Genomic DNA, 24,112 nt, shown 5'->3' with positions numbered 1-24,112 from the left:
TCGTCAATCGCGCACGCAGTCGACGAAGTACTCGACGCGCCCGTTCACCTCTTCCGCGACGAGGCCGTGGATGTCGGTGTGGAAGCCCGGGAAGCGCTCGTTGAAGTCGCGCGCGAACCGCAGGTAGTTGACGATCGTCTTGTTGAAGCGCTCGCCCGGGATCAGCAGCGGAATGCCCGGCGGGTACGGCGTCAGCAGGATGCTCGTCACGCGGCCTTCGAGCTCGTCGAGCGGCACGCGGTCGATCTTGCGGTGCGCGAGCTTCGCGAATGCGTCCGACGGCTTCATCGCCGGCTCCATGTCCGACAGGTACATCTCGGTCGTCAGGCGCGCGATGTCGTTCGCACGATAGACGTCGTGGATCTGCGTGCACAGGTCGCGCAGGCCGACGCGCTCGTAGCGCGGATGCTGCGCGACGAATTCCGGCAGCACGCGCCACAGCGGCTGGTTGTTGTCGTAGTCATCCTTGAACTGCTGCAGCTCGGTCACCATCGAGTTCCAGCGGCCCTTCGTGATGCCGATCGTGAACATGATGAAGAACGAGTACAGGCCCGTCTTCTCGACGATGATCCCGTGCTCGGCGAGGTACTTCGTGACGATCGCGGCCGGAATGCCGGTCTCGCCGAACTCGCCGTCGACGTCGAGCCCCGGCGTGATGATCGTCGCCTTGATCGGGTCGAGCATGTTGAAGCCTTCCGCGAGCGGGCCGAAGCCGTGCCAGTGGTCGTTCGGCTTCAGCATCCAGTCTTCGCGCGAGCCGATGCCCTCTTCCGCGAGGTCTTCCGGGCCCCACACGCTGAAGAACCAGTCGTCGCCATACTCGGCGTCCACCTTGCGCATCGCGCGGCGGAAATCGATCGCCTCGGCGATCGATTCCTCGACGAGCGCGGTGCCGCCCGGCGGCTCCATCATCGCGGCGGCGACGTCGCACGACGCGATGATCGCGTACTGCGGGCTCGTCGACGTGTGCATCAGGTACGCCTCGTTGAAGCGGTGCTTGTCGAACGTGCGGTTCTCCGAATCCTGCACGACGATCTGCGATGCCTGCGAGATGCCGGCGAGCAGCTTGTGCGTCGAGTGCGTCGCGAACACGAGCGCGCCGGTGCGCGGACGGCCGTCGCCGATCGCGTGCATGTCGCGGTAGAAGTCGTGGAAGGTCGCATGCGGCAGCCACGCTTCGTCGAAGTGCAGCGTGTCGAGCAGGTCGCCGAGCAGGTCCTTGATCATCTCGACGTTGTAGACGACGCCGTCGTACGTGCTCTGCGTGATCGTCAGGATGCGCGGCTTCATGTCCGGGTTCTGGCGCATCGCTTCGCGCGCGAACGGGTTCGCCTCGATCTTGCGGCGGATGTTCTCCGGCTTGAACTCGTCGCGCGGAATCGGGCCGATGATGCCGAAGTGGTTGCGCGTCGGCGTGAGGAACACGGGGATCGCGCCGGTCATCGTGATCGCGTGCAGGATCGACTTGTGGCAGTTGCGGTCGACGAGCACGATGTCGCCGGGCGCGACCGTCGCATGCCAGACGATCTTGTTCGACGTCGACGTGCCGTTGGTCACGAAGAACAGGTGATCGGCGCTGAAGATGCGCGCGGCATTGCGCTCCGATGCGGCCACCGGGCCCGTGTGGTCGAGCAGCTGGCCGAGTTCGTCGACGGCGTTGCAGACGTCCGCGCGCAGCATGTTCTCGCCGAAGAACTGGTGGAACATCTGGCCGAGCGGGTTCTTCAGGAACGCGACGCCGCCCGAGTGGCCCGGGCAGTGCCACGAGTACGAGCCTTCGTCCGCGTACTTGACGAGCTCCTTGAAGAACGGCGGCGCGAGCGAGTCGAGATAGACCTTCGCCTCGCGGATGATGTGGCGCGCGACGAACTCCGGCGTGTCCTCGAACATGTGGATGAAGCCGTGCAGCTCGCGCAGGATGTCGTTCGGCAGGTGGCGCGACGTGCGCGTCTCGCCGTACAGGAAGATCGGAATGTCCGCGTTGCGGCGGCGCACTTCGGCCACGAACGCGCGCAGCTCGATGATCGCGGTCGCCAGCTCGGGCAGCTCGCCGTCCGGCCCGGTTTCGCCGAGCATGAGTTCGTCGTCGTCGATCGACAGGATGAAGCACGACGCGCGGCTCGACTGCTGCGCGAAGGACGTCAGGTCGCCGTAGCTCGTGAGGCCGAGGACTTCGACGCCCTCCTTCTCGATCGCTTCGGCCAGCGCCCGGATGCCGGAGCCCGAGATGTTCTCGGAGCGGAAATCTTCGTCGATGATGACGACGGGGAAACGAAACTTCATGGGCGAATCTCCAAAAAGAACGACCGCGGCGCGTCACGCGCAGCGGTCACCTGATAACCGGTCGGTGTTCAACTGATATGCAACCAGATCAGGTTTTCGGCAGCGTGACACCCCGTTGCCCCTGATACTTGCCGCCGCGATCCGCGTACGACACGTCGCACACCTCGTCGCTCTCGAAGAAGAGGACCTGGGCGACGCCTTCGTTCGCGTAGATCTTGGCGGGCAACGGCGTGGTGTTCGAGAATTCCAGCGTGACGTAACCTTCCCATTCGGGCTCGAACGGCGTCACGTTGACGATGATCCCGCAGCGCGCGTAGGTCGACTTGCCGAGGCAGACCGTCAGCACGGTGCGCGGGATGCGGAAATATTCGACGGTGCGGGCCAGCGCGAACGAGTTCGGCGGGATGATGCACACGTCGCCCTTGAAATCGACAAACGAACCTTCGTCGAAGTTCTTCGGATCGACGATCGTCGAGTTGATGTTCGTGAAGATCTTGAATTCGTCCGCGCAGCGGATGTCGTAGCCGTAGCTCGAGGTGCCGTAGCTGACGATTCTGCGGCCGTCCTCGGACGCGCGAACCTGACCGGGCTCGAACGGCTCGATCATCTTGTGCTCTTCGGCCATGCGCCGGATCCACTTGTCGGACTTGATGCTCATGCCAGCCTCCGCGCATGGCGAGGACGGGGGGGCTGCGCCCCCCCGGGCGAACGAAGTGAGCGTGGGGGTCGTTTCATATCTGGGCGCCAGAAAACGCTGCGTGACTGTCAGGGAGGGCCGCCTGCGCAACGCGGCGGCCGGGAAAGGCGCACATTTTACGCGATGATCGGCGCGCGTACGCGGCGCCGCATCAACGGATCACGCCGCATGCGAGCGCGGGCCCTGCGCCGTGCTGCGGGAACGCAGGATCGCTCGGGTCGCGATGCACGAGCGCCGAGCGGTTCATCGCCGAGCGCACGCCGTCGAGGGCCAGATCGGGCGCGACGATGAAGCCCGCCGCGACGCCGTTCGCATCCGCGTGGATGTTGCCGAGGTCGCCGGCGACGCGGGCACCCGCGCGCAGCCGGTCGGCGGCCGGCGCGAACACCTGGCCGGCGCTCGAGCCGTCGCCCGCGTTGCAGTCGCCGCGCTCGTGCACCTGCAGCGCGTGCTCGCTGTTCGGCGGCAGGCCCACCAGGTTGTAGGTGACCTGCACGCCGTCGGGACGCTCGACGAGCGTCACCGTGCCGCGCGTCTGCGAGCCGACCGTCGGCTGCAGCTGCGCGTCGGCACGCTTCTCGTGCGTCGACGAAAAGGAAGTACAGCCGGCCAGCAAGGCCAGCGCGGCGGCCGCCAGCAGCGCGTGACACGCGCCGCCGGCGCGCGCGCCGTGATGTCGTTGATTCATGCGATCCTCATGCCGACGAGCGGCTGTCCGATGCAGCGCCCGCCGGGCGGGTAAAGGGACCCTGGAAAAGTCGCCATGATACCGCGCCTCGCGGCGCCGTAAACAGCGTCCGGCCCCGTCCCGCAAGGGTTTTACGTATTTTGAACAACGATGGTCGGGAACTTCGACGTCATGTCGCGCGCGCGCTCGGCAATCGCGAGCGCGACGCCGCGCGCGATCTCGCGATAGCGCTGCGCGAGCGGGCCGTCCGGATCGGCCGCGACCGTCGGCGTGCCGCTGTCCGCCCGCTCGCGGATCGCGATGTCGAGCGGCAGGCTGCCGAGCACGGTCACGCCGTAGTCCTTCGACATCCGCTCCGCACCACCCGCGCCGAAGATGTGCTCCTCGTGGCCGCAGTTCGAGCAGATGTGGATGCTCATGTTCTCGACGATGCCGAGAATCGGGATGCCGACTTTCTCGAACATCTTCAGGCCCTTCTTCGCGTCGAGCAGCGCGATGTCCTGCGGCGTCGTGACGATCACCGCGCCGGTGACCGGCACGCGCTGCGCGAGCGTGAGCTGGATGTCGCCGGTGCCCGGCGGCATGTCGACGATCAGGTAGTCGAGGTCGCGCCAGTTGGTCTGGCGCAGCAGCTGCTCGAGCGCCGACGTCGCCATCGGGCCGCGCCACACCATCGGGTTGTCCTCCTCGATCAGGAAGCCGATCGAGTTCGCCTGCAGCCCGTGGCCGACGAGCGGGTTCATCGACTGGTTGTCCGGCGACTCGGGCCGCTGGCCGTGGATGCCGAGCATCGTCGGCAGCGACGGGCCATAGATGTCCGCGTCGAGAATGCCGACCGACGCGCCTTCCGCGGCGAGTGCGAGCGCGAGGTTGACGGCCGTCGTGCTCTTGCCGACGCCGCCCTTGCCCGACGCGACCGCGACGATGTTCTTCACGTTCGGCAACAGTTTCACGCCCCGCTGCACGGTGTGCGCGACGATCTCCTGCGACACGTTCACGCGCGCGTCGCGCACGCCCGGCACAGTCTTCAGCGCGGCGGCGATGCGCGCGCGCACGTCGTCGTGCTGGCTCTTCGCCGGATAGCCGAGCACGACGTCGACGCTCACGGCGTCGCCGTCGATTGCCACGTTGCGCACGCCTTTGCCGGTTGCGTACGGGCGGCCCGTGTTGGGATCAGCGACAGCCGCGAGCGCGGCGTCGACGAGGGCCCGGTCAATGCTCATCGAAACTCCGTGAAAACGTTTTTTTCGCGCTCAAACGTCAAAAAATATCAAATAACGCGGCGAAAATCGGGAAAAGTGAAAGAATCTGTTGCATGCCATTGCGCGAACGCGCGAGCCGGCGCAATCTTCGCGTGCGGCACGCTATGGGGCCAAATCGACCTCGTACCGCCTATATTGTAGAGGCTGACGCGTCGCGCTGCCCGAACAGCCACGCTGCCGGGCAGGGCATGCGGTCGCCCGCAGCGGCCGCCGCGCGTGCAGGTCCGATCTCCCTTTTTCCGGACGGACCTGCCGGGGTAGCCATAACTGTTGTCGTTGTCGACTCGTTCAACCAAGAGAGGGATCCAAGATGAACATGAAAATCGCGACTCGCCTGTCCGTCTTCGTATTGGCCGGTGCGGTTCTCGCCGGCTGCGCAACGTCGCCGCAAGGCACCAACACGGCCGTCGGCACGGGCGCGGGCGCCGCACTGGGCGCCGGCATCGGTGCGCTGGCGGGCGGCGGCAAGGGCGCGGCGATCGGCGCGGGCGTCGGTGCGCTGGTCGGTGGTGTGACGGGCTATAACTGGCAGGCGATCAAGAACAAGCTCGCGCCGTCGGCGGCCCAGACGGGCACGCAGGTGACCGAGCAGCCGGACGGCTCGCTGAAGCTGAACGTGCCGAGCTCGGTGACGTTCGCGACGAACCAGTACGCGATCACGCCGGCGTTCACGCCGCTGCTGAACGACCTGGCCACGACGCTGAACCAGAACCCGCAAGTCACCGCGTCGGTCGTCGGCTACACCGACAGCACGGGCTCGGCTTCGCTGAACCAGACGCTGTCGCAGAACCGTGCGCAGAGCGTCGTCAACGCGCTGTCGCAGCGCGGCGTCAACGCCGGCCGCCTGTCGGCACAGGGCATGGGCGCATCGAACCCGATCGCCGACAACGCGACCGAAGTCGGCCGCGCACAGAACCGCCGCGTCGAGATCTACCTGCGCGCTGCCCAGCAGCAGTAAGTACGCACAGCGGAGAAGGCGCGGATCGCGGTCCGCACGGCCCCGCCGGACAAGGCTTCCGGCGGGGCCAGCAACAAATCGAAAAAAATTTCGAACTTCCGTCGCAATCCGTGGTCTGTCTCTACGGTACGCGGCTGGCGTTGCCGGCGCGTCACCATTCTCCTCTTGTCGTTGTTGCTCCGGGGCCATATCCGCCCCGGTTTTTTTTGCCCGCACGATTCGTGCTGCGCCGCAACAAGCCCCGCCCTCCTGCTTCCCCGCCCGGCCAGTAGCGGCCGCCTGCCTGCCCGGCCCGCGCCCCTGCTAGAATCGCAGTTTCCCGAAGCTTTCCCGCAGTCCCTCTACAGACCCTATGTCCGCATCCGACCTCACTTCCGTGCCGGCCGGCGCACCGCAAGGCCGCCGCCAGATCCTCGTCACGTCCGCGCTGCCGTATGCCAACGGCCAGATCCACATCGGCCACATGGTCGAGTACATCCAGACCGACATCTGGGTGCGGGCGCTGCGAATGCACGGCCACGAGGTCTACTACATCGGCGCCGACGACACGCACGGCACGCCGGTGATGCTGCGCGCGGAGAAGGAAGGCCTGACGCCGAAGCAGCTGATCGATCGCGTGTGGAACGAGCACAAGCGCGACTTCGACAGCTTCGGCGTGTCGTTCGACAACTTCTACTCGACCGATTCGGACGAGAACCGCGTGCTGAGCGAGCAGATCTATCTCGCGCTGAAGGAAAACGGCCTGATCGCCGAGCGCGAGATCGAGCAGGCGTACGACCCCGTCAAGGAAATGTTCCTGCCGGACCGCTTCATCAAGGGCGAGTGCCCGAAGTGCCACGCGAAGGACCAGTACGGCGACAGCTGCGAAGTGTGCGGCTCGACCTACCTGCCGACCGAGCTGCTGAACCCGTATTCGGTGGTGTCCGGCGCGACGCCCGTGCGCAAGACGTCGAAGCACTACTTCTTCCGCCTGTCCGACCCGCGCTGCGAAACCTTCCTGCGTGACTGGGTGAGCGGCCTCGCGCAGCCGGAGGCGACCAACAAGATGCGCGAATGGCTCGGCGACGCCGGCGAAGCGAAGCTCGCCGACTGGGACATCTCGCGCGACGCGCCGTACTTCGGCTTCGAGATCCCGGGCGCGCCCGGCAAGTATTTCTACGTGTGGCTCGACGCGCCGGTCGGCTACTACGCGAGCTTCAAGAACCTGTGCGACAAGCGCGGCATCGATTTCGACGCGTGGATCCGCCAGGGCTCGAAGACCGAGCAGTATCACTTCATCGGCAAGGACATCCTGTACTTCCACACGCTGTTCTGGCCCGCGATGCTCGAGTTCTCGGGCCACCGCACGCCGACCAACGTGTTCGCGCACGGCTTCCTGACGGTCGACGGCGCGAAGATGTCGAAGTCGCGCGGCACGTTCATCACCGCGCAGAGCTATATCGACACGGGGCTGAACCCCGAGTGGCTGCGCTACTACTTCGCCGCGAAGCTGAACGCGACGATGGAAGACATCGACCTGAACCTCGAGGACTTCCAGGCGCGCGTGAACAGCGATCTCGTCGGCAAGTACGTGAACATCGCGAGCCGCGCGGCGGGCTTCCTGATCAAGCGCTTCGACGGCCGCGTGCAGGACAGCGCGATGAACCATCCGCTCGTCGCGAAGCTGCGCGACGCCATTCCGCAGATCGCCGCGCACTACGAGGCGCGCGAATACGGCCGCGCGCTGCGCCACACGATGGAGCTCGCCGACGAAGTCAACGCGTACGTCGACGGCGCAAAGCCGTGGGATCTCGCGAAGGATCCGGCCAACGCGGTCGCGCTGCACGAAACCTGCAGCGTGAGCCTCGAGGCGTTCCGCCTGCTGTCGCTCGCGCTGAAGCCGGTGTTGCCGCGCGTCGCCGTTGCGGTCGAGGCGTTCTTCGGCATCGCGCCGCTGGTGTGGGCCGACGCCGCCCAGCCGCTGTCGTCGGAACAGCCGATCAAGGCGTACCAGCACCTGATGACCCGCGTCGACGCGAAGCAGATCGACGCGCTGCTCGCCGCGAACCGCGATTCGCTGCAGGCCGGAGCCGGCGCGGCGGCAGACGCCGCCGGCAGCGCGAAGGCTGCGAAAGCCGCGAAGGCCGACGCGAAGACCAACGCGAAGGCCGCCGCTGCGGGCAACGGTGCGGACGACGCCGACGCGCACATCTCGATCGACGATTTCGCGAAGATCGACCTGCGGATCGCGAAAATCGTCGCGTGCCAGGCCGTCGAAGGGTCGGACAAGCTGCTGCAGCTCACGCTCGACGTCGGCGAGGAGAAGACCCGCAACGTATTCTCCGGGATCAAGTCCGCGTACCAGCCGGAGCAGCTCGTCGGCAAGCTGACGGTGATGGTCGCGAACCTCGCGCCGCGCAAGATGAAGTTCGGCCTGTCCGAAGGGATGGTGCTCGCGGCGTCGGCGACCGACGAGAATGCCGAGCCGGGCCTCTACATCCTCGAGCCGCACAGCGGCGCGAAGCCCGGCATGCGCGTGAAGTAACGCACGGGTATCGGGACGGGGCGGCGCGCGTCGCCGCCCGCCCCGCTGCAACAGGAAACCCCGCCCGGTCAGCCGACCGCGCGGGGTTTTTTATCATCCGGTCCACGTGGGGCGGCCGCGCGCGACGGGCGCCGCCGCCGCCATCGTCATCGGGTCACCGCCCGCCGAACCACCGGTCGAAGCGCCGCGTGTAGTTCAGGTCGACGCCCTGGAACGTGCCGCCGTACGCGGACACCGACCAGAAGCGCGTCAGGTTGATCGTCGCCTTGAACGCGTTGCTCGCGGACTGCAGCCCCTGCTCGTAGCCGAGCACGAAGCGCTCGCTGATCGCCTTCGACATCTGCACGACCTGCGGGTCGGTCAGGCCGACGTCGCTGCGGCCAATCGAGAACTCGTCGATGCCGAAGGACTGCGCGACACGCTTGCCGGTCGCGCTGCCGAGCAGCGCGAGCGCGGCCGTCATCGTGTTCTGCTGGCCGACGTTGTTGCCCTGGTCGGTACCGTGCCCGAACAGCAGCCACGACAGCTTCTCGTTGTCGGTGACGTTCGGCTCCGACACGAGCTTCACCGTCGGGTACTGGATCGTGCCCGTCACCTGCACGCCGGCCTCGACCTCCTGGTTGCGCCGCATCGCGAGGATGTTGACGCCCGGGTTCGACACCGGGCCGTTGAACGTGAAGAACCCGTTCTCGATCGCGAGCTTGCGGCCGAACGACGTATACGTCGACCCTTCGGTCACGCGCACGTTGCCGACCGCGCGCAGCGGCACGCCGGGTGCGCTCATCACGGTGATCGTGCCGCGCAGCCCGAGGTCCGCGCCGTGGCCCTTGAAGCGGAAGTTGTTGCCGAGATTGATGTCGACGTTCGCGCGCGGTGCAAGCGACGGCGCCGGCTTGTCCGCGGCCGGCTGCGGCTTCGCGATCGCGGTGCCGGTCGGCGTCTCGCCGCGCACCGTGCCGTCCGGCCGCACGATCACGACGTCGTCGGACAGGTGCGGCGCCGCCTCTTCCGGCAGGTCGAACAGCGCGCGGTCGACGACGAACTTGCCGTCGATCACGAGCCCGCCGCGCGGCCCCTCGTTCGCGACCGTCGCCTTGCCCGACAGCGACAGCTTGCGGTCCGGCGCCGCGAACAGCTCGAGCTTGTCCGCGACGATGCTCGCGGTCAGGTCGGGCGCCTCGTTGTCGAGGCGCACGCGGCCGATCGCACGCAGCGTGCCTTCGCCACCGTGGAACTCGACCTGCTGGAATTCGACGAGGTTCTCCGACAGTTTGATGCGCACGATGCCGTCCTTCAGCTGCACACCCTGGTCGACGAGCGTCGCGGACAGCTCGTCGCCCGTCAGCATCCCGGACAGGCTCGGCTTCGCCGGCGTGCCGGCCACCGTCAGCTTCAGCGCCGCGCGCCCGCCGAGCAGGTAGCTCGGCCCGAACAGGTTCCCGGTGGTCTTCAGCGACGGGATGTCGGCATCGATGCGGCCCGACAGCGCGCCATCGTCGGCGACCGCGAGCACGCCGTCGCGCGGCGCGAACGGCACCGCGAGGTTCGCGTCGAGCGTGCCGATCCGGTTCGCCTTGCCCTGCGCCGTCACGTTCAGCCGGTTGCCCGCGCCGAACGCGGCGCGCGCCTGCAGGTCGGTCAGCCCGAGCGACGCAATGCCGCGGCCGGTCTCGACCGTCACGTCGCCGCTGCGCCGCTTGACCTGCAGGTAGCCGGTCGCGGTCGCGCCGACCGAGAAATCCCAGTCGGCGTCGAGCACGACGTCGGTCCGCACCGGCGGGCGGGCGCCCGTCAGCTCCTGGCGGATCTCGAGGAAACGCGCGACCGACGCGCCGCTCACCGAGCCTGCCGAGCGCAGCTGGCCGTGGTCGAACGCGAACGATTTCAGATCGATCGCCGCGCCTTCGAGCGTCAGGCGCGCCGCACCGAGCGTCACGCGCCCGGCGCCCGCCGACACGGTGAGCGGCGTCTCCAGTGCGACGGCCGGCGTGCCGCGGTTCGCGAGGCGCGTCACGGTGCCGTCCCAGCGCATCCCGTCACGGTTTTCGACAACGCCGCCGTTCGCGGCGAGCGTCAGGTCGATCACGCGGCCGCCCGCCATGCCGATCGCCGACGCGTCGAGCGTGTGCTTCGCGCGCGTGCCGTCGAGGTTCGCGCGCAGCGTCTTCAGTTGCAGCGAGCCGAGCGCGACGTTGCTCGCGTCGACCGTGAACACCAGCGCGCCGTGCGCACCGTCGCGGATATCGGCGCGGCCCTGCGCGGCGCCGATCCGGTTCGCCCCGACGACGACGCGTTCTGCCTTGTAGGTCGCGGTCACGTTCGGGTGCGCGAAGCTGCCCGTCAGGTCGCCCTGCGCCTCGACGAGCCCCGCAACCCCGAAGCCCAGACGGTCGAGCTGCGGCGCATCGATGGCGAAGCGCAGGCGGTCGCCGGGCGCGCCGAAGCTGCCGCGCAGGTCGACGCGGTTGCCCGCGATCGACAGGGTCGCGTTGCTCGGCAGGATCCGTGTGCCGGCGAGCTGCACGACGCCCGCCCCGGTCAACGGCACGCCGTCGTACACGCTGTCGCCGAGCTGGAAGGTCGCCTTCGTCGAGACCTGCGGCGCGAACGCGCCGGACGCGGTCAGCGTGCCGTTCACGCGCGTCTCGCCGCGCCTGGCAGGCGCGGCCTTGGCGGCCTTGGCGGCGTTGGCGCCCGCCTTGCCGGCGCCGGCCTGCGACGCGCCCATCGCCGCGAGCAGCAGCGGATCGAAGTCGGCGAGCGTCGCCTTCGCGTCATAGCTCGAGTGCGCGTCGTGGCGGAACACGCCGGTCAGGTCGACTCGCCCCTTGGCCGCCGTCACGCGCGCGTCGGTCACCACCGTCTGCTGCGGCGTCAGCGCAACCTTTGCGCGGGCGCCGAGCGCGAGCTTCGGGTCGCTCAGGTCGAAATCGACGGTCTGCACGCCTTCGGCGAGCGCCACGCGAACCGGCCCGCCGAGCCGCATCGGGCGCAGCTCGGCGACGAACGTGTTCAGGTCGAGATTGGCGACCTTCAGGTCGAAACGGCCCTTGCCGCCTGCCAGCGTACCGCTGCCCGTCACACTGCCGTCGCGGACCAGCTTCAGCGCGAGGCCGTCGATCCGCTGCGCGTGAGCGTCGAGCCGCACGGTCGCCTTCGCATCGACGACCGGCAGCAGGTGGTCGCCGAGCGTGCCCGGTTTCGCGTTGACGATCGTCACGGGGCCCGTCACCGCGAACGCGTGCGGATGCGCAGGATCGGCCGGCGCGGGCGCGAGCTCGGCACGCACCGCGAGATCCGCGGCCGGCGCGCCCGGCGACAGCGCCTGCGGGTTCACGTGATCGAACGCGAGCGACGCGCGCGTGAGCGGCACCGCGCCGAACGGCGCCGCCTCGACGTGCGCGCGCCCGTTCAGCTTCAGGCCGCTCGCGTCGACGTCGGCGACGAGCGCTTCGAGCGAGCCCGACACGCGCGCACGCGCATCGACCGGCTCGTCGGACACCTTGCCCGCATAGGTCGCGTCGCCCGTCAGCGCGAACGGTCGCACGCCGTCGAGCTTCACGCGCGCAGTCAGCGCGCCGAACGGCGTGTCGAGCCGATCGAGCGCGAGTTCGTGCAGGCGGCCGTCGCTGCGGCCGCTCAGCACCAGATGGTCGAGCTCCGTCGTCGACGCGCCTTCGTGGATCGCCAGGTGATCGAAGCGCAAGTCGTCGATGCGCAGCTGCAGCGGCAGACGCAGGTCCTGCGGCATCACGGTCGGTGTCGGCGGGCTCGGCGCCACCCGCACGTCGATCGTGCCCGCGCGCAGATACGCGACCGTCACGCGCAACGGCGCGCGGGTCAACGACCAGCGGCCGTCGAGGCGGTCAATCCGCACTTCGGTGCCCTTGCCGTCCGGGCTCGTCCACGCGAACGACGTCACGCGCACGCCGGTGGCGAGCGCACCGCCTTCGAGCGTGCCGGCGAGCCGGCCGCCCAGCACGCGCACCGCCGCCTGCCACGCGAGCCGCGTGCCGCGCTCGGTCGTGGCCGCGGCGAGCACGAGCGCCGCCGCCAGCACGACGACCAGGACGACGCCGGCGAGCGTCCACACGAGCGCGCGCACGAGCCGCGGCCGGCGCGGCGCGCGGGGCGCATCCGCGCGCCGGTCGTCGGGCGAATCCGGATCGTGGGGCGGTGGCGGGTCGATGGCGTCCTTCGTCATGCGGGGAGAATGCGTTCAGAGTGTCAGAATGCGACGCCGAGCGTCAGGTAAGGTCGCACGCTGCGGTTGCGCAGCCCGTACGCGACATCGAAGTTGACCGGCCCGACCGGGCTGCGCCAGCGCGCGCCGATGCCGACGCCCGGATAGAACACTTTCTCGCCCCACGCGTCGGTCGCGGTGCCGATGTCGAAGAACGTCGCGGCGCCCCAGTCGCGATTGAACCAGTGCTGGTACTCGGCGGTGCCGGTCATCAGGTACTTGGTCGGCAGCACCGAGCCGTCGACGCTGTTGCCGATGCTCTGGTAGCCGTAGCCGCGCACCGAGTTCGAGCCGCCCGCGCGGAACAGCAGCGACGCGGGCACGCCCGACGAGCTGCCGCTCGTGAACACGCCGCCCAGCTCCGCGCGGAACACGAACAGGTCGCGCTTGCCGATCGGCAGATACTGCTGGCCGCGCGCGTAGCCGCGGATGAAGGTCTGGTCGGTCAGCACATTCTTCACCGCGAAGCCGGCTTCCGCATGGATCAGGTTGCCCGAGCGCGGGAACAGCGGATCGTCGACGTTGCGGCGCGTCCACGCCCACTGCGGCACGAGCGCGCGGCTCGTGGTCGGCCCCGCGCCGTTCTGGTCGAGCCGGTCCTGGTAGAACATCAGCGAATACGCGTAGTCGATGAACTGCCCGGTGCGCGTGCGCTGCAGGCCGATCCGCGCGCTGTAGATGCGCGTGTCCGACACATTGGTGTTCGTGTACGACGCGAGCACGCTGTTCGTCCACGCGCGCGGCCCCGGCGGCATCGACAGCTGGACCTGCCCGTACTGCTGGATCTGGTCGACCCGGCCCGACACGGTGAGCGGCCACGCCGCGCCGAACGTGTCGAGGTACGTGTACGAGCCCTGAATGTGCGGGCCCGTGTCGGTCGCATAGCCGATCCCGCCGCGCACGCTGTTGAACGGATATTCGCTGACCTTCACGTGCACGGGCGTGTTGTCGGGCTTCGCCGTGTCGTCGCCGACGTCGATCGCGACGCTCGCGTAGTACGGCGTGTTCTGCAGTTGCCGCTGCAGCTCGGCAATCCGCTGCACGTCGTAGATCTCGCCTTCCGACAGCGGATTGACGTTCGTGACGATCTTCTCCGGATAGCGGCGCACGCCTTCGACGTCGACCTTGCCGATCGTGAACGTCGGACCGCTGTCGAACGTGACCGTGAGCGCCGCGTGCTGCGTGCGCGGATCGATGCGCGCCTCGGACGCGGTGATCTTCGCGCCGAGATACCGGCGCGACTGCAGTTGCCGCAGCGCGGCGCTCTTCGCGCCGTCCCACCCCGCCTGCGTGAACGGGTCGCCGTTCTTCAGCGAGAACGCGAAACGCGTCGCGGTCTCCTGCTTCGGGTCCTCCGACCCGACCGGCCCGTTGAAGATCAGCGCGACCGACGACACGACCGTCTGCGGCCCCGGATCGACCGACACCCTCACGTCGCGCTTGCCGTTGCGCGTGCGCACGTCCGTGCGCACGACGGGCGAGAAATAGCCTTCGGTCGCGGTCAGGTCACGCACCTGCTGCGGCGTCGTGGTGACGAGGAAGTCGAACTGGTCGTCGCTGACGTCGTCGCGCTTGCCGAAGCGCGCGATGTCGAGGTGGGACTTGAGGAGCTTGCGGATCGCGCGCGGCGCATCGATCTCGACGTCGTATTTCGCGTGGGCGGGCAGCGCGGCGAGCGCCGCAACGCAGGCAATCGCCGCTCGCGCGGCCCTGGACACGGATCCGGCGCCGACGCGGGTCACGCTGCGCACGGCGCCGCGCGCCGCTTCTCGTTGCTGGTTCGCCTGCCCTGCCAAATATGACCTCGCCCTCGGTTGATTATTCGAAACCCTGTATTTGACCACAGGGTGTTCATATCAAAGCGAAACGTTTCTGAACGCCGCACCGGCCGGCCCCGGCCGCGCCGGGGTCTGCACGCGACGGCCCGCGCCCGAATGCCCGACGACGGCCCGCGATTTCGACGCGCGTTTGACACCGGCTGTTCCCCGCGATGCGGTAAAATCCCGCCATCCCACATTCCGGCGCGTCGCGCGCCGCCCGAAACGGAAAGCCAAGCCATGCCGTACCAGTCCGACGTCACGCAATTCCTGAACCAGCTCAAGCAGCAGAAGCCGACGCTCGAAGACGAGCAGCGCAAGGGCCGCGCGCTGCTGTGGGACAAGCAGCCGATCGACCTCGACGAGCGTGCCGAGCAACAGGAATCGCGTGTGAAGCAGACGTCCTACGTCTACTACCAGAACTTCTGACGTCGTGAGCGCCGCCGACGAGGCCAGCGCCGCCCAGCCGGAGGACGCGGTCGCCGCGCCCGCGGGCGCCGATTCGACGCCCGACACGGTCGACGGCGTCGCGGCGTTCGCACGCCTGTACGGCGAGCCGCTCTTCAAGCTGCCGCAGGATCTCTACATCCCGCCCGACGCGCTCGAGATCTTCCTCGAAGCGTTCGAAGGCCCGCTCGACCTGCTGCTGTACCTGATCCGCAAGCAGAACTTCAACGTGCTCGACATCCCGATGGCGCAGGTCACCGCGCAATACCTCGGCTACGTCGACCAGATCCGCACGTCGAACCTCGAGCTCGCGGCCGAATACCTGCTGATGGCCGCGATGCTGATCGAGATCAAGTCGCGGATGCTGCTGCCGGTCAAGAAGGCCGACACGGGCGAGGAAGCGGAGGATCCGCGCGCCGAACTCGTGCGCCGCCTGCTCGAGTACGAGCAGATGAAGCTCGCCGCGCAGCGCCTCGACCAGCTGCCGCAACTCGGCCGCGACTTCCTGCGCGCCGAGGTCTACATCGAGCAAAGCGTCACGCCGCGCTTCCCCGACGTGAATTCGGACGACCTGCGCGCCGCGTGGGCCGACGTGCTGAAGCGCGCGAAGCTCGTGCAGCATCACAAGATCTCCCGCGAGGAGCTTTCGGTGCGCGAGCACATGAGCCTGATCCTGCGCAAGCTGCAGAACGCGCGCTTCATGGAGTTCGCCGACCTGTTCGACACGACGCGCGGCGTGCCGGTCGTCGTCGTGAACTTCATCGCAATGCTCGAACTCTCGCGCGAATCGCTCGTCGAGATCACCCAGGCCGAACCGTTCGCGCCGATCTACGTCCGCCTCGCGTACCTTCCCGCTTAGGGCCTGTTATAAGGGCCAGTTTGCGTGCGTGCGGCGGTATTCCCGACAGAAATGAACGACCGTGCGTTTATCGGTGCGTCCCGCGGACAAATCCACTACAATCCGCCGACGCCCGACGCGCCGCCCGCGCGCGGGCACGTTTGACGCTTCGACCCCGACGCCGCGCATCGCGGCGCAACGCGCGCCAGCGCGAGGAACCCGCTACCCGATCATGAAAGTCATCAGCTCGATCCAGGAACTGCGCGACCAGTTGCGCGGACAGAACCGCACCGCCTTCGTGCCGACGATGGGCAACCTGCACGAAGGGCACCTGTCGTTGATGCGGCTCGCGCGCCAGCACGGCGACCCGGTCGTGGCGAGCATCTTCGTGAACCGGCTGCAGTTTGGCCCGAACGAGGATTTCGACAAGTATCCGCGCACGATGCAGGACGACATCGAGAAGCTGCAGAAAGAAAACGTCTACGTGCTGTTCGCGCCGACCGAGCGCGACATGTATCCGGAGCCGCAGGAATACCGCGTGCAGCCGCCGAACGACCTCGGCGGGATTCTCGAGGGCGAGTTCCGGCCCGGCTTCTTCACCGGCGTGTGCACCGTCGTCACGAAGCTGATGTCGTGCGTGCAGCCGCGCGTCGCCGTGTTCGGCAAGAAGGATTACCAGCAGCTGATGATCGTGCGTCGCATGTGCCAGCAGCTCGCGCTGCCGGTCGACATCATCGCGGCCGAGACCGTGCGCGACACCGACGGCCTCGCGCTGTCGTCGCGCAACCGCTATCTCGCGGCGGCCGAGCGCCAGGAGGCGCCGGAGCTCGCGAAGACGCTGCAGCGCGTGCGCGAGTCCGTGCTCGGCGGCGAGCGCGACCTCGTGAAGCTCGAACAGCAGGCGCACGCGCACCTCGCCGGCCGCGGCTGGGCACCCGACTACATCTCGATCCGCCGGCGCGCGAACCTGATCGCGCCGAGCGCCGCCGAACTCGAGGCTGGCGAGCCGCTCGTGGTGCTCGCCGCCGCGAAGCTCGGCGCGACCCGCCTTATCGACAACCTGGAAATCTGACGGCTTACGTCCGCCAGCGCATTACGACGCATCAAGGAGGCACCATGCAGCGCCACATGCTCAAATCGAAGATCCACCGCGCGGCCGTCACGCACTGCGAGCTGCACTACGAAGGCTCGTGCGCGATCGACGAAGATCTGCTCGAAGCCGCGAACATCGTCGAGAACGAGCGGATCGACATCTGGAACATCAACAACGGCGAGCGCTTCTCGACGTATGCAATCAAGGGCGAGCGCGGCAGCGGGATGATCTCGCTGAACGGTTCGGCCGCGCGCCGCGCGCAGCTCGGCGACCTCGTGATCATCGCGGCGTTCGCGATGGTCGACGAAGCCGAACTGAAGGCCGGCTGGAAGCCGGACCTGGTCTTCGTCGACGCGGACGAAGGCAACAGGATCAAGGGCAGCCGCGACCACGTACCGACCCAGAACTGGACGTAATCGGGCGCGGCGCCGCGGCCACGGCCGGCACACGGCCGCCGGCTCGCGGTTCACGCCGCCGGATGAACGAAGGGCCGGATTCCGTCGCGTACGGAATCCGGCCCTTGTCATGTGTACCGGCTGGCGCCGCGCTCGCCGCTGGTGCCGTAGTGCCGCGGCGACCGGCACGCCCGCCGCACGCTGCGCTCGGCCCGCTACGACGCCTTCGCCACCTTCGCCGGCTTGTCCTGCGCCCACTCGACGATCGGCCGCCATTGCTCGAGATCCTTGTCGACGCGGCTTTTCGCGACGTCCCACAGCGTGAGGCCGTGCGCGGCGAGCTGCACGTAGTTCTGCGTGTCGCGCACGTAGCCGAGCACCGGCAGCTTCAGGCCCTCGACGAAGCGATGCAGTTGCTCGGACGAGCGCGTGCGTGCATCGACCCGCATCCCGACGATCCCGACCTCGACGTTGCCCTTGCGCACCGCCTTCTCGTTCGCGAGGCGTTCCAGGAAATGCTGGGTCGCGAGAATGTCGAACATCGACGGCTGCAACGGCACGATCACCTTGTCGGCGAGCTGCAGCGCGACGTTCAGCCGGTTGCCGTGCAGGCCGGCCGGCGTGTCGATCACCGCGTATTCGAGGCCGCGCGGCGGCTTCGACGGCGCATCGGGGTCGAGCCCCCACGCCTCGATCGTCGGCAGCCCGGCCGGGCGCAGGTCGAGCCACGCATGCGCCGACTGCTGCCGGTCGAGATCGGCGAGCGCAACCCAGGCGCCCTGTGCCGCGAAATAACCAGCGAGATTGGTGGACAGCGTGCTCTTCCCCACGCCGCCTTTCGGATTCGCCACCACGATGACCGTCATGAATTCCCCCGAAGAAGCCGCGCGACGCCGGCCGGCAGGCGGGCGCCGCACAATTGCGGATACAGGGAGCGATGATATCGGCAAACGGGGCGTCACCGGAACCTGTCACTCGGCACAGGTCCTCCGGACGGCGCTCACGCGCGCTGGGCGGCCGCCCGTTGCGACCCGAACGCGAACGCGCCGCCGCCCAGCAGTGCCTGCACGGCGAGCGTCACGGCCCAGAACGCCGGGTATTCCCAGCCGCCATGCGGCGATGCGAAGCCCCAGCCGTTCGGCAGATGTGCGGCGGTCGCGCCGAGCATGAACGGCAGCAGCACCAACGCGGCGATGCGGACCTGGAAGCCGGCGAGGAGCGCGAGGCCGCCGGCCAGTTCGACAGCGGTCGTCACGTAAGCGAGCCAGGCAGGCAGGCCGATCGACGCGAAGAATTGCGCGGTGCCGGGCAACGTGAAGACGAATACCTTTTGCGCGACGTGCGCGAGATACAGCACGCCGAGCGCGACGCGCAGCAGCGTCGCGGCGAAGTCGTTCAGTCGGTTCGGGTTCATGTCGGGTTCCTTCGTGAGTGGATGAGAATGGAACGCACTCTATTCGAACCCGTTTCGCCGATAAACAGACTGCCGCGCTTAGATTATTTCCCGATACGAACGAATACGGAACAAAAAGGGGGCATGACCACCATGCCCCCGCGATTCGCACTTCAGCTGCTTCAATAGCCGCCCTTGCCTTGCGAGGATCCGCTGGACTGGCCGCCATCCGGTGAATACGAATCGCACGCTTGCACCCACGTCGACGCCATCAGCAACCCCAACAACACCGCGCACCACCACCGTCGAGCCTTCATCGTCGCGCTCCTCCGGACGGGTATCCGCCCTCCTTTGTTGTATGCCACGCGGCGAAAAAAGCGAGGACGAACCGCCAGCCTGATCGTCCGCTGTCAGCAGATATCAGCAGCCGTCAGCGGAATTCAGCGTACAGCGCCGGGAGGTCGAGATGGGCGGCGAACGTGTCCGCGAGCCGTTCCAGCGACGCTTCGCGCAGCGCCGGATAGTCGATCCGCTCGGCCGCGTCGAGGCCCGCCCATGCGAGCAGCGCCGCGCACGCGCCCGGCGCGTCGAACAGGCCGTGCACGTAGGTCGCGAGGATCTGCCCGTCGGCCGACTGCGCGCCGTCCGTGCGCGTGCCCTGCGTGCCGTGCGTGCCGTGCGTGCCGTGCGTGCCGTTTGCGCCGCCGGGATCGTCGTCCGCCAGCGCGAGCGCCGGCGCCGCGAGCGCGGGGCCGCGCGTGTCGCCCATGTGGATCTCGTAGCCGCGCACCGCCGCACCGCCCGGCAGCGCGAGCTGCCCCGTCACGTTCTTCAGCGTCTTGTCCGGCAGCAGCGTCGTGTCGTAATCGAGCAGCCCGAGCCCCGGCACGCTGCCCGGCGCGCCTTCGAGGCCAAGCGGATCGTCGAGCGTGCGGCCGAGCATCTGCATCCCGCCGCAGATGCCGATCAGCTTGCCGCCATAGCGCAGGTGGCGCCGGATCACCGCGTCCCAGCCCGCGTCGCGCAGCCATGCGAGGTCGCGCTGCACGCTCTTCGAGCCGGGCAGGATCAGCAGGTCGGCGGCCGGCACGGGGCCACTCTTCCAGTACGTGAACTCGACCTGCGGATGCGCGCGCAGCGGATCGAAATCGGTGTGGTTGCTGATGCGCGGCAGCGCCGGCACGACGACCCGCAGCACGCCTGCGTCGGCGCGAGCGGCGCCGCTGCGCGCCTGCGCGGGCAGCATGTCCTCCGCGTCGAGCGTGAGGCCGTGCAGGTACGGCAGCACGCCGAACACCGGCTTGCCGGTCTGCGCGCGCAGCCAGTCGAGGCCCGGTTCGAGCAGCTTGAAGTCGCCGCGAAAGCGGTTGATCACGAAGCCGCGCACGCGCGCGCGCTCGCTGTCCGACAGGCACGCGAGCGTGCCGACCAGGTGTGCGAACACGCCGCCGCGGTCGATGTCGGCGACGAGCACGACCGGGCAGTCGACGCGCTCGGCGAAGCCCATGTTCGCGATGTCGCCTTCTCGCAGGTTGATTTCGGCGGGACTCCCCGCGCCTTCGACGATCACGGTGTCATAGCCGGCGCGCAGCCGCGCGTACGATTCGAGCACCGCGTCGAACGCGACCGGCTTGTAGTCGTGGTAAGCACGCGCATTCAGGTTCGCGCGCGCCTTGCCGTGGATGATCACCTGCGCGCCGCGGTCGCTCGTCGGCTTCAGCAGCACGGGGTTGAAATCGGTATGCGGCGCGACGCCGGCGGCCAGCGCCTGCAGCGCCTGCGCGCGGCCGATCTCGCCGCCGTCGGCCGTCACCGCGCTGTTGAGCGCCATGTTCTGCGGCTTGAACGGCGCGACGCGCGCGCCGGCGCGGCGCGCGAGCCGGCACAGACCCGCGACGAGCGTGCTCTTGCCCGCGTCGGACGTCGTGCCCTGGATCATCAGCGAGCCGCTCGGCCGCATCTCGGTTGCATTCATCGGGTGAAAGGCGTGGCGAAACGAAGGCCGCATTATCGCCCGCGCCGTTACAATCACGCGATGATTCCGCACGATCTCACCTTCGTCCTCGGCGGCGCGCGCTCGGGCAAGAGCGCGTACGCCGAGCGGCTCGCGGCCGACAGCGGCCGCGCCGTCACCTATATCGCGACCGCGTATGCGGGCGATGCCGAATTCGCGCAACGGATCGCGCATCATCGCGCGCGCCGTCCGGCGAGCTGGGGATTCGCCGACGCACCCGTCGCACTCGCCGAAACCCTCGCGCAACTCGACGATCCCGATGCGTGCCTGCTCGTCGACTGCCTGACGCTGTGGCTCACGAACCTGCTGTGCCCGGCCGAAGGCGAACCGCTCGACGACGCGCAATACGCGGCGCGCGTCGCGGCGCTCGACGCGGCGCTGCGCAACGCGCGCGCGAAGGTGATCGTCGTCAGCAACGAGATCGGGCTCGGCGTCGTGCCGCTCGGCTCGATCACGCGCCGCTACGTCGACGAGCTCGGCCGTCTCAACCAGCGCGTCGCCGCGCTCGCCACACGCGTCACGCTGCTCGTCGCCGGGCTGCCGGTCGCGATCAAGACGGAGCCCGCATCATGCTGATGCTGTCGTTGCCTGCGGTCGCGATGCTCGCGATCGTCGCCGTGATCGTCGACCGCGTGCTCGGCGAGCCGTCGGCCGCGCACCCGCTCGTCGCATTCGGGCGGCTCGCCGCGCGGATCGAAGCCGCGCTGAACACCGGCCGGCGCGGCCGCCTCGCGGGCATCGCCGCGTGGCTTGCGGCCGTCGCGCCGCCGGTCGTGCTCGCCGCGTGGCTGACCGCCGCGCTGCCCGGCCCGCTCGCGGCCGCGCTGCACGTCGCGCTGCTGTGGTTCGCGCTCGGCGCGAAGAGTCTCGCCGACCACCTCGCGCCGATTGCCGCCGCGCTGCTGCGGCACGACCTGCCCGGCGCGCGCACGCTGACCGCGCGGATCGTGTCGCGCGACACGAGCGACGCGGACGAAGGCGCGCTGTCGCGCGCGGCCGTCGAATCGGCACTCGAGAACGGCAACGACGCGATCTTCGGCGCCCTCTTCTGGTTCGCCGTCGCGGGCGGCCCCGGCGCGCTGATGTTCCGTCTCGCGAACACGCTCGACGCGATGTGGGGCTACCGCACGCCGCGCTTCCTGACGTTCGGCTGGGCGGCCGCGCGGATCGACGACGCACTGAACTGGATTCCCGCGCGCCTCACGGCCGCGAGCTATGCGCTGCTCGGCGACACCGCGAACGCATGGCGCTGCTGGCGCACGCAGGCGCGCCACTGGGACAGCCCGAACGCGGGCCCGGTGATGGCCGCGGGCGCCGGCAGCCTCAATGTGCAGCTCGGCGGCCCGGCCGTGTATCACGGAGAAATCGAACATCGTCCGCAGCTCGGCAGCGGCTCGCCCGCGAGCGCCGCACACATCGTCGCCGCGCTGTCGCTCGTCACGCGCACGCTCGCGCTATGGCTCGCGCTGCTCGTCGCGAGCGCCGCACTCGTCATGGGCACCCAGCATGTCTGACACCCGCATCACGCACGGCGGCAACCTGCACGAAGCCGCGCGCCGCCACCGCATCCCGTACGACGCGTGGCTCGACCTGTCGACCGGCATCAATCCGGCCGGCTACCCGGTGCCGCCCGTCCCCGCCGATGCGTGGCGCCGGCTGCCCGACGAAGGCGACGGGCTCGCCGCGTGCGCGGCCCGCTACTACGGCGCGCCGGACGCCGCGCACGTGCTGCCGGTCGCCGGCAGCCAGGCCGCGATCCGCGCGCTGCCCGCGCTGCTGCCGCACGGCAATGCAGGCGTCGCCGCGCTCGCGTACGGCGAATACGGGCCCGCATTCGCGCGCCACGGCCACCGCATCGAACCGCTCGACATCGCGGCGAATACGTTGCCGGCAACGCTGCGCCACGTCATCGTCGGGAATCCGAATAATCCGACCGCCGAGCGCGTCGACGCCGAGCGCCTGCTCGGCTGGCACGCGCAACTGTCGGCGCGCAGCGGCACGCTGATCGTCGACGAGGCGTTCGCCGACACGGGTGCGGCCGATTCGCTCGCCGCCTGCGTCGATCGTCCGGGGCTCGTCGTGCTGCGCTCGGTCGGCAAGTTCTTCGGGCTGGCGGGCATCCGCGCGGGTTTCGTGCTCGCGCATCCCGAACGGATCGCCGCGCTGCGCGACACGCTCGGCGCGTGGACCGTCAGCGGCCCCGCGCGTCATGCGGTCACGGCCGCGTTCGCCGATCGCGCGTGGCAGACGGCGGCCCGCGAGCGGCTCGCCGCAGACGGCGAACGGCTCGCCGCGCTGCTGCGCGGGCACGGCTACGTCGTGCATGCGACGCCGCTGTTCAGCTGGACCGCCGATCCGCGCGCCGAAGCGTTGCATGCGGCGCTCGCGCGGCACGGCATCTGGACGCGGCACTTCGCGCAACCGTCGAGCGTGCGGGTCGGCTTGCCGGGCAACGAAGCGGAATGGCAGCGCCTCGCCGACGCGCTCGCAGAATGCGTACCCGGACTGCACGGCGCAGCGCCTTGAGAATGCGACCGCTCGCCTGCATGCTGCCGGCAACCGCTCTGCTCGCGCTGCTCGCGCTCGGCAGCGCGCCGTCCGCGCAAGCGGACGTCAGCGCCCGCGACGACGCGGGCAACACGGTCACGCTGCCGATGCCCGCGCAACGCGTCGTCAGTCTCGCGCCGCATGCAACCGAGCTGATCTACGCGGCCGGTGGCGGCGCGAAGCTCGTCGGCACCGTCACGTACAGTGATTATCCGAGCGCCGCGAAATCCGTGCCGCGCGTCGGCGACAACAAGGCGCTCGATCTCGAACGGATCGCCGCGCTGAAGCCCGACCTGATCGTCATCTGGCGGCACGGCAATGCGGAGCGGCAGACCGACGCACTGCGCGCGCTGCACATTCCGTTGTTCTTCAGCGAGCCGAAGCATCTCGACGACATTGCGTCGTCGCTGCGCCAGCTCGGCGCATTGCTCGGCACGCAGCCCGTCGCTGACACGGCCGCGGCCGCGTTCACGCGCGACGTCGACGCGCTGCGCGCACGCTACGCGACGCGCGCGCCCGTCACGGTGTTCTTCCAGGTGTGGGACCGCCCGCTGATGACGCTCAACGGCACGCATCTGATCAGCGACGTGATCGCGCTGTGCGGCGGCCGCAACGTGTTCGCGTCGCTGAAGCCGCTCGTGCCGACCGTGACGGACGAAGCCGTGCTCGCGGCCGATCCGGAAGCGATCGTGACGACGAGTGCCGGCGCGACGCCGTCGCGCGAGCCGCTGCCGAGCCTCGCGCGCTGGCGCGCGTGGCCGGCGCTGACGGCCGCCGCGCGCGGCAACCTGTTCGCGATCGACGGCGATCTGCTGACGCGCCCGTCGCCGCGCATCGCGCAAGGCGCGGCGGCGCTCTGCGACGATCTCGACATCGCACGCAAGCGGCGGCCCGCGCGCTGACGCATGCGCGC

At 69.0% G+C, this 24,112-nt stretch carries 20 protein-coding genes; 10 read left to right on the top strand and 10 right to left on the bottom strand.

Going from position 1 to position 24,112, the window contains the following annotated elements; genetic code table 11:
- Positions 1-3: 3 nt before the first annotated feature.
- The 4 genes from ACV229_RS13235 to apbC all read right to left on the bottom strand — a co-directional run bounded on the left by ACV229_RS13235 (position 4) and on the right by apbC (position 4,891).
- A complete protein-coding gene (locus ACV229_RS13235; protein ID WP_448083575.1) occupies positions 4-2,283 on the bottom strand; it encodes an Orn/Lys/Arg family decarboxylase in 2,280 nt (759 codons plus the stop codon).
- Positions 2,284-2,371: 88 nt separating this feature from the next.
- A complete protein-coding gene (dcd, locus tag ACV229_RS13230) occupies positions 2,372-2,941 on the bottom strand; it encodes a dCTP deaminase (protein WP_124597744.1) in 570 nt (189 codons plus the stop codon).
- A gap of 190 nt (positions 2,942-3,131) precedes the next feature.
- Positions 3,132-3,668 (bottom strand): superoxide dismutase family protein, encoded by a 537-nt coding sequence (locus ACV229_RS13225; protein ID WP_448083574.1) that lies wholly within the window; start codon positions 3,666-3,668, stop codon positions 3,132-3,134.
- 131 nt (positions 3,669-3,799) lie between these two features.
- The gene (apbC, locus tag ACV229_RS13220) at positions 3,800-4,891 is read right to left on the bottom strand and encodes an iron-sulfur cluster carrier protein ApbC (RefSeq protein WP_448083573.1); all 1,092 of its coding nucleotides are present in this window, start codon (positions 4,889-4,891) and stop codon (positions 3,800-3,802) included.
- A gap of 349 nt (positions 4,892-5,240) precedes the next feature.
- Here apbC and ACV229_RS13215 point away from each other — a divergent pair, with 349 nt between their 5' ends.
- Together ACV229_RS13215 and metG are read left to right on the top strand one after the other, a co-directional pair.
- Entirely contained in the window at positions 5,241-5,888 is a 648-nt protein-coding gene (locus ACV229_RS13215; RefSeq protein WP_448083572.1) for an OmpA family protein, read from the top strand.
- A 352-nt stretch (positions 5,889-6,240) separates the two neighbouring features.
- Positions 6,241-8,412 carry a methionine--tRNA ligase gene (gene metG, locus ACV229_RS13210; RefSeq protein ID WP_448083571.1) on the top strand — a complete coding sequence of 724 codons (2,172 nt, stop codon included), beginning with the start codon at positions 6,241-6,243 and terminating at the stop codon, positions 8,410-8,412.
- 154 nt (positions 8,413-8,566) lie between these two features.
- Here metG and ACV229_RS13205 read toward each other — a convergent pair whose 3' ends face one another.
- Both ACV229_RS13205 and ACV229_RS13200 read right to left on the bottom strand, forming a co-directional pair.
- Positions 8,567-12,616, bottom strand: coding sequence for a translocation/assembly module TamB domain-containing protein (locus ACV229_RS13205; RefSeq protein ID WP_448083570.1), 4,050 nt, complete (start codon positions 12,614-12,616; stop codon positions 8,567-8,569).
- A gap of 23 nt (positions 12,617-12,639) precedes the next feature.
- A complete protein-coding gene (locus tag ACV229_RS13200; protein ID WP_448083740.1) occupies positions 12,640-14,397 on the bottom strand; it encodes an autotransporter assembly complex protein TamA in 1,758 nt (585 codons plus the stop codon).
- A 315-nt stretch (positions 14,398-14,712) separates the two neighbouring features.
- Between ACV229_RS13200 and ACV229_RS13195 the strand changes: the two genes are divergently transcribed.
- The 4 genes from ACV229_RS13195 (at position 14,713) to panD (ending at position 17,266) form a co-directional block, all read left to right on the top strand.
- Complete coding sequence (locus ACV229_RS13195) at positions 14,713-14,901, top strand: DUF3460 family protein (protein ID WP_448083569.1); 189 nt, start codon at positions 14,713-14,715, stop codon at positions 14,899-14,901.
- Positions 14,902-14,905: 4 nt separating this feature from the next.
- Entirely contained in the window at positions 14,906-15,778 is an 873-nt protein-coding gene (locus ACV229_RS13190) for a segregation and condensation protein A (RefSeq protein ID WP_448083568.1), read from the top strand.
- A 211-nt stretch (positions 15,779-15,989) separates the two neighbouring features.
- Positions 15,990-16,829, top strand: coding sequence for a pantoate--beta-alanine ligase (gene panC, locus ACV229_RS13185; RefSeq protein ID WP_448083567.1), 840 nt, complete (start codon positions 15,990-15,992; stop codon positions 16,827-16,829).
- Positions 16,830-16,873: 44 nt separating this feature from the next.
- Positions 16,874-17,266 (top strand): aspartate 1-decarboxylase, encoded by a 393-nt coding sequence (panD, locus tag ACV229_RS13180; RefSeq protein WP_448083566.1) that lies wholly within the window; start codon positions 16,874-16,876, stop codon positions 17,264-17,266.
- 194 nt (positions 17,267-17,460) lie between these two features.
- On the opposite strand, the gene ACV229_RS13175 is transcribed toward panD, so the two are convergent.
- From ACV229_RS13175 to ACV229_RS13160, 4 genes are all read right to left on the bottom strand, one after another.
- Positions 17,461-18,111 (bottom strand): ParA family protein, encoded by a 651-nt coding sequence (locus tag ACV229_RS13175; protein WP_448083565.1) that lies wholly within the window; start codon positions 18,109-18,111, stop codon positions 17,461-17,463.
- Between the two features lie 134 nt (positions 18,112-18,245).
- Positions 18,246-18,659, bottom strand: a complete 414-nt coding sequence (locus ACV229_RS13170) for a DoxX family protein (RefSeq protein ID WP_448083564.1) — start codon at positions 18,657-18,659, stop codon at positions 18,246-18,248.
- A gap of 161 nt (positions 18,660-18,820) precedes the next feature.
- Entirely contained in the window at positions 18,821-18,955 is a 135-nt protein-coding gene (locus tag ACV229_RS13165) for a hypothetical protein (RefSeq protein ID WP_448083563.1), read from the bottom strand.
- 113 nt (positions 18,956-19,068) lie between these two features.
- Complete coding sequence (locus ACV229_RS13160) at positions 19,069-20,613, bottom strand: cobyric acid synthase (RefSeq protein WP_448083562.1); 1,545 nt, start codon at positions 20,611-20,613, stop codon at positions 19,069-19,071.
- A 60-nt stretch (positions 20,614-20,673) separates the two neighbouring features.
- Here ACV229_RS13160 and cobU point away from each other — a divergent pair, with 60 nt between their 5' ends.
- From cobU to ACV229_RS13140, 4 genes are read left to right on the top strand one after another with little or no spacing between them, the layout of a single operon-like run.
- Positions 20,674-21,228 carry a bifunctional adenosylcobinamide kinase/adenosylcobinamide-phosphate guanylyltransferase gene (gene cobU / locus ACV229_RS13155; RefSeq protein WP_448083561.1) on the top strand — a complete coding sequence of 185 codons (555 nt, stop codon included), beginning with the start codon at positions 20,674-20,676 and terminating at the stop codon, positions 21,226-21,228.
- Positions 21,222-22,166: an adenosylcobinamide-phosphate synthase CbiB gene (gene cbiB, locus ACV229_RS13150; RefSeq protein WP_448083560.1), complete on the top strand. Its 945-nt coding sequence runs from the start codon at positions 21,222-21,224 to the stop codon at positions 22,164-22,166. Before cobU ends, cbiB begins: the two co-directional genes overlap by 7 nt.
- On the top strand, positions 22,159-23,178 hold the full coding sequence (gene cobD / locus ACV229_RS13145) for a threonine-phosphate decarboxylase CobD (protein WP_448083559.1): 1,020 nt from the start codon (positions 22,159-22,161) through the stop codon (positions 23,176-23,178). The genes cbiB and cobD overlap by 8 nt, the downstream gene beginning before the upstream one ends.
- 2 nt (positions 23,179-23,180) lie before the next feature.
- The gene (locus ACV229_RS13140; protein WP_448083558.1) at positions 23,181-24,101 is read left to right on the top strand and encodes a cobalamin-binding protein; all 921 of its coding nucleotides are present in this window, start codon (positions 23,181-23,183) and stop codon (positions 24,099-24,101) included.
- The last annotated feature ends 11 nt before the right edge of the window (positions 24,102-24,112 follow it).

The sequence above is a fragment of the Burkholderia sp. MR1-5-21 genome (assembly GCF_053427715.1).
The sequence above is the reverse complement of the archived record's forward strand: the minus strand, read 5'-3'. Positions and strand labels throughout refer to the sequence as shown.

Excerpts from the sequence above, each read along its gene's own strand:
- ACV229_RS13235 (WP_448083575.1), bottom strand. The coding sequence starts at position 2,283 with ATGAAGTTTCGTTTCCCCGTCGTCATCATCGACGAAGATTTCCGCTCC.
- dcd (WP_124597744.1), bottom strand. The coding sequence starts at position 2,941 with ATGAGCATCAAGTCCGACAAGTGGATCCGGCGCATGGCCGAAGAGCAC.
- ACV229_RS13225 (WP_448083574.1), bottom strand. The coding sequence starts at position 3,668 with ATGAATCAACGACATCACGGCGCGCGCGCCGGCGGCGCGTGTCACGCG.
- apbC (WP_448083573.1), bottom strand. The coding sequence starts at position 4,891 with ATGAGCATTGACCGGGCCCTCGTCGACGCCGCGCTCGCGGCTGTCGCT.
- ACV229_RS13215 (WP_448083572.1), top strand. The coding sequence starts at position 5,241 with ATGAACATGAAAATCGCGACTCGCCTGTCCGTCTTCGTATTGGCCGGT.
- metG (WP_448083571.1), top strand. The coding sequence starts at position 6,241 with ATGTCCGCATCCGACCTCACTTCCGTGCCGGCCGGCGCACCGCAAGGC.
- ACV229_RS13205 (WP_448083570.1), bottom strand. The coding sequence starts at position 12,616 with ATGACGAAGGACGCCATCGACCCGCCACCGCCCCACGATCCGGATTCG.
- ACV229_RS13195 (WP_448083569.1), top strand. The coding sequence starts at position 14,713 with ATGCCGTACCAGTCCGACGTCACGCAATTCCTGAACCAGCTCAAGCAG.
- panC (WP_448083567.1), top strand. The coding sequence starts at position 15,990 with ATGAAAGTCATCAGCTCGATCCAGGAACTGCGCGACCAGTTGCGCGGA.
- panD (WP_448083566.1), top strand. The coding sequence starts at position 16,874 with ATGCAGCGCCACATGCTCAAATCGAAGATCCACCGCGCGGCCGTCACG.
- ACV229_RS13175 (WP_448083565.1), bottom strand. The coding sequence starts at position 18,111 with ATGACGGTCATCGTGGTGGCGAATCCGAAAGGCGGCGTGGGGAAGAGC.
- ACV229_RS13170 (WP_448083564.1), bottom strand. The coding sequence starts at position 18,659 with ATGAACCCGAACCGACTGAACGACTTCGCCGCGACGCTGCTGCGCGTC.
- ACV229_RS13165 (WP_448083563.1), bottom strand. The coding sequence starts at position 18,955 with ATGAAGGCTCGACGGTGGTGGTGCGCGGTGTTGTTGGGGTTGCTGATG.
- ACV229_RS13160 (WP_448083562.1), bottom strand. The coding sequence starts at position 20,613 with ATGAATGCAACCGAGATGCGGCCGAGCGGCTCGCTGATGATCCAGGGC.
- cobU (WP_448083561.1), top strand. The coding sequence starts at position 20,674 with ATGATTCCGCACGATCTCACCTTCGTCCTCGGCGGCGCGCGCTCGGGC.
- cbiB (WP_448083560.1), top strand. The coding sequence starts at position 21,222 with ATGCTGATGCTGTCGTTGCCTGCGGTCGCGATGCTCGCGATCGTCGCC.
- cobD (WP_448083559.1), top strand. The coding sequence starts at position 22,159 with ATGTCTGACACCCGCATCACGCACGGCGGCAACCTGCACGAAGCCGCG.
- ACV229_RS13140 (WP_448083558.1), top strand. The coding sequence starts at position 23,181 with ATGCGACCGCTCGCCTGCATGCTGCCGGCAACCGCTCTGCTCGCGCTG.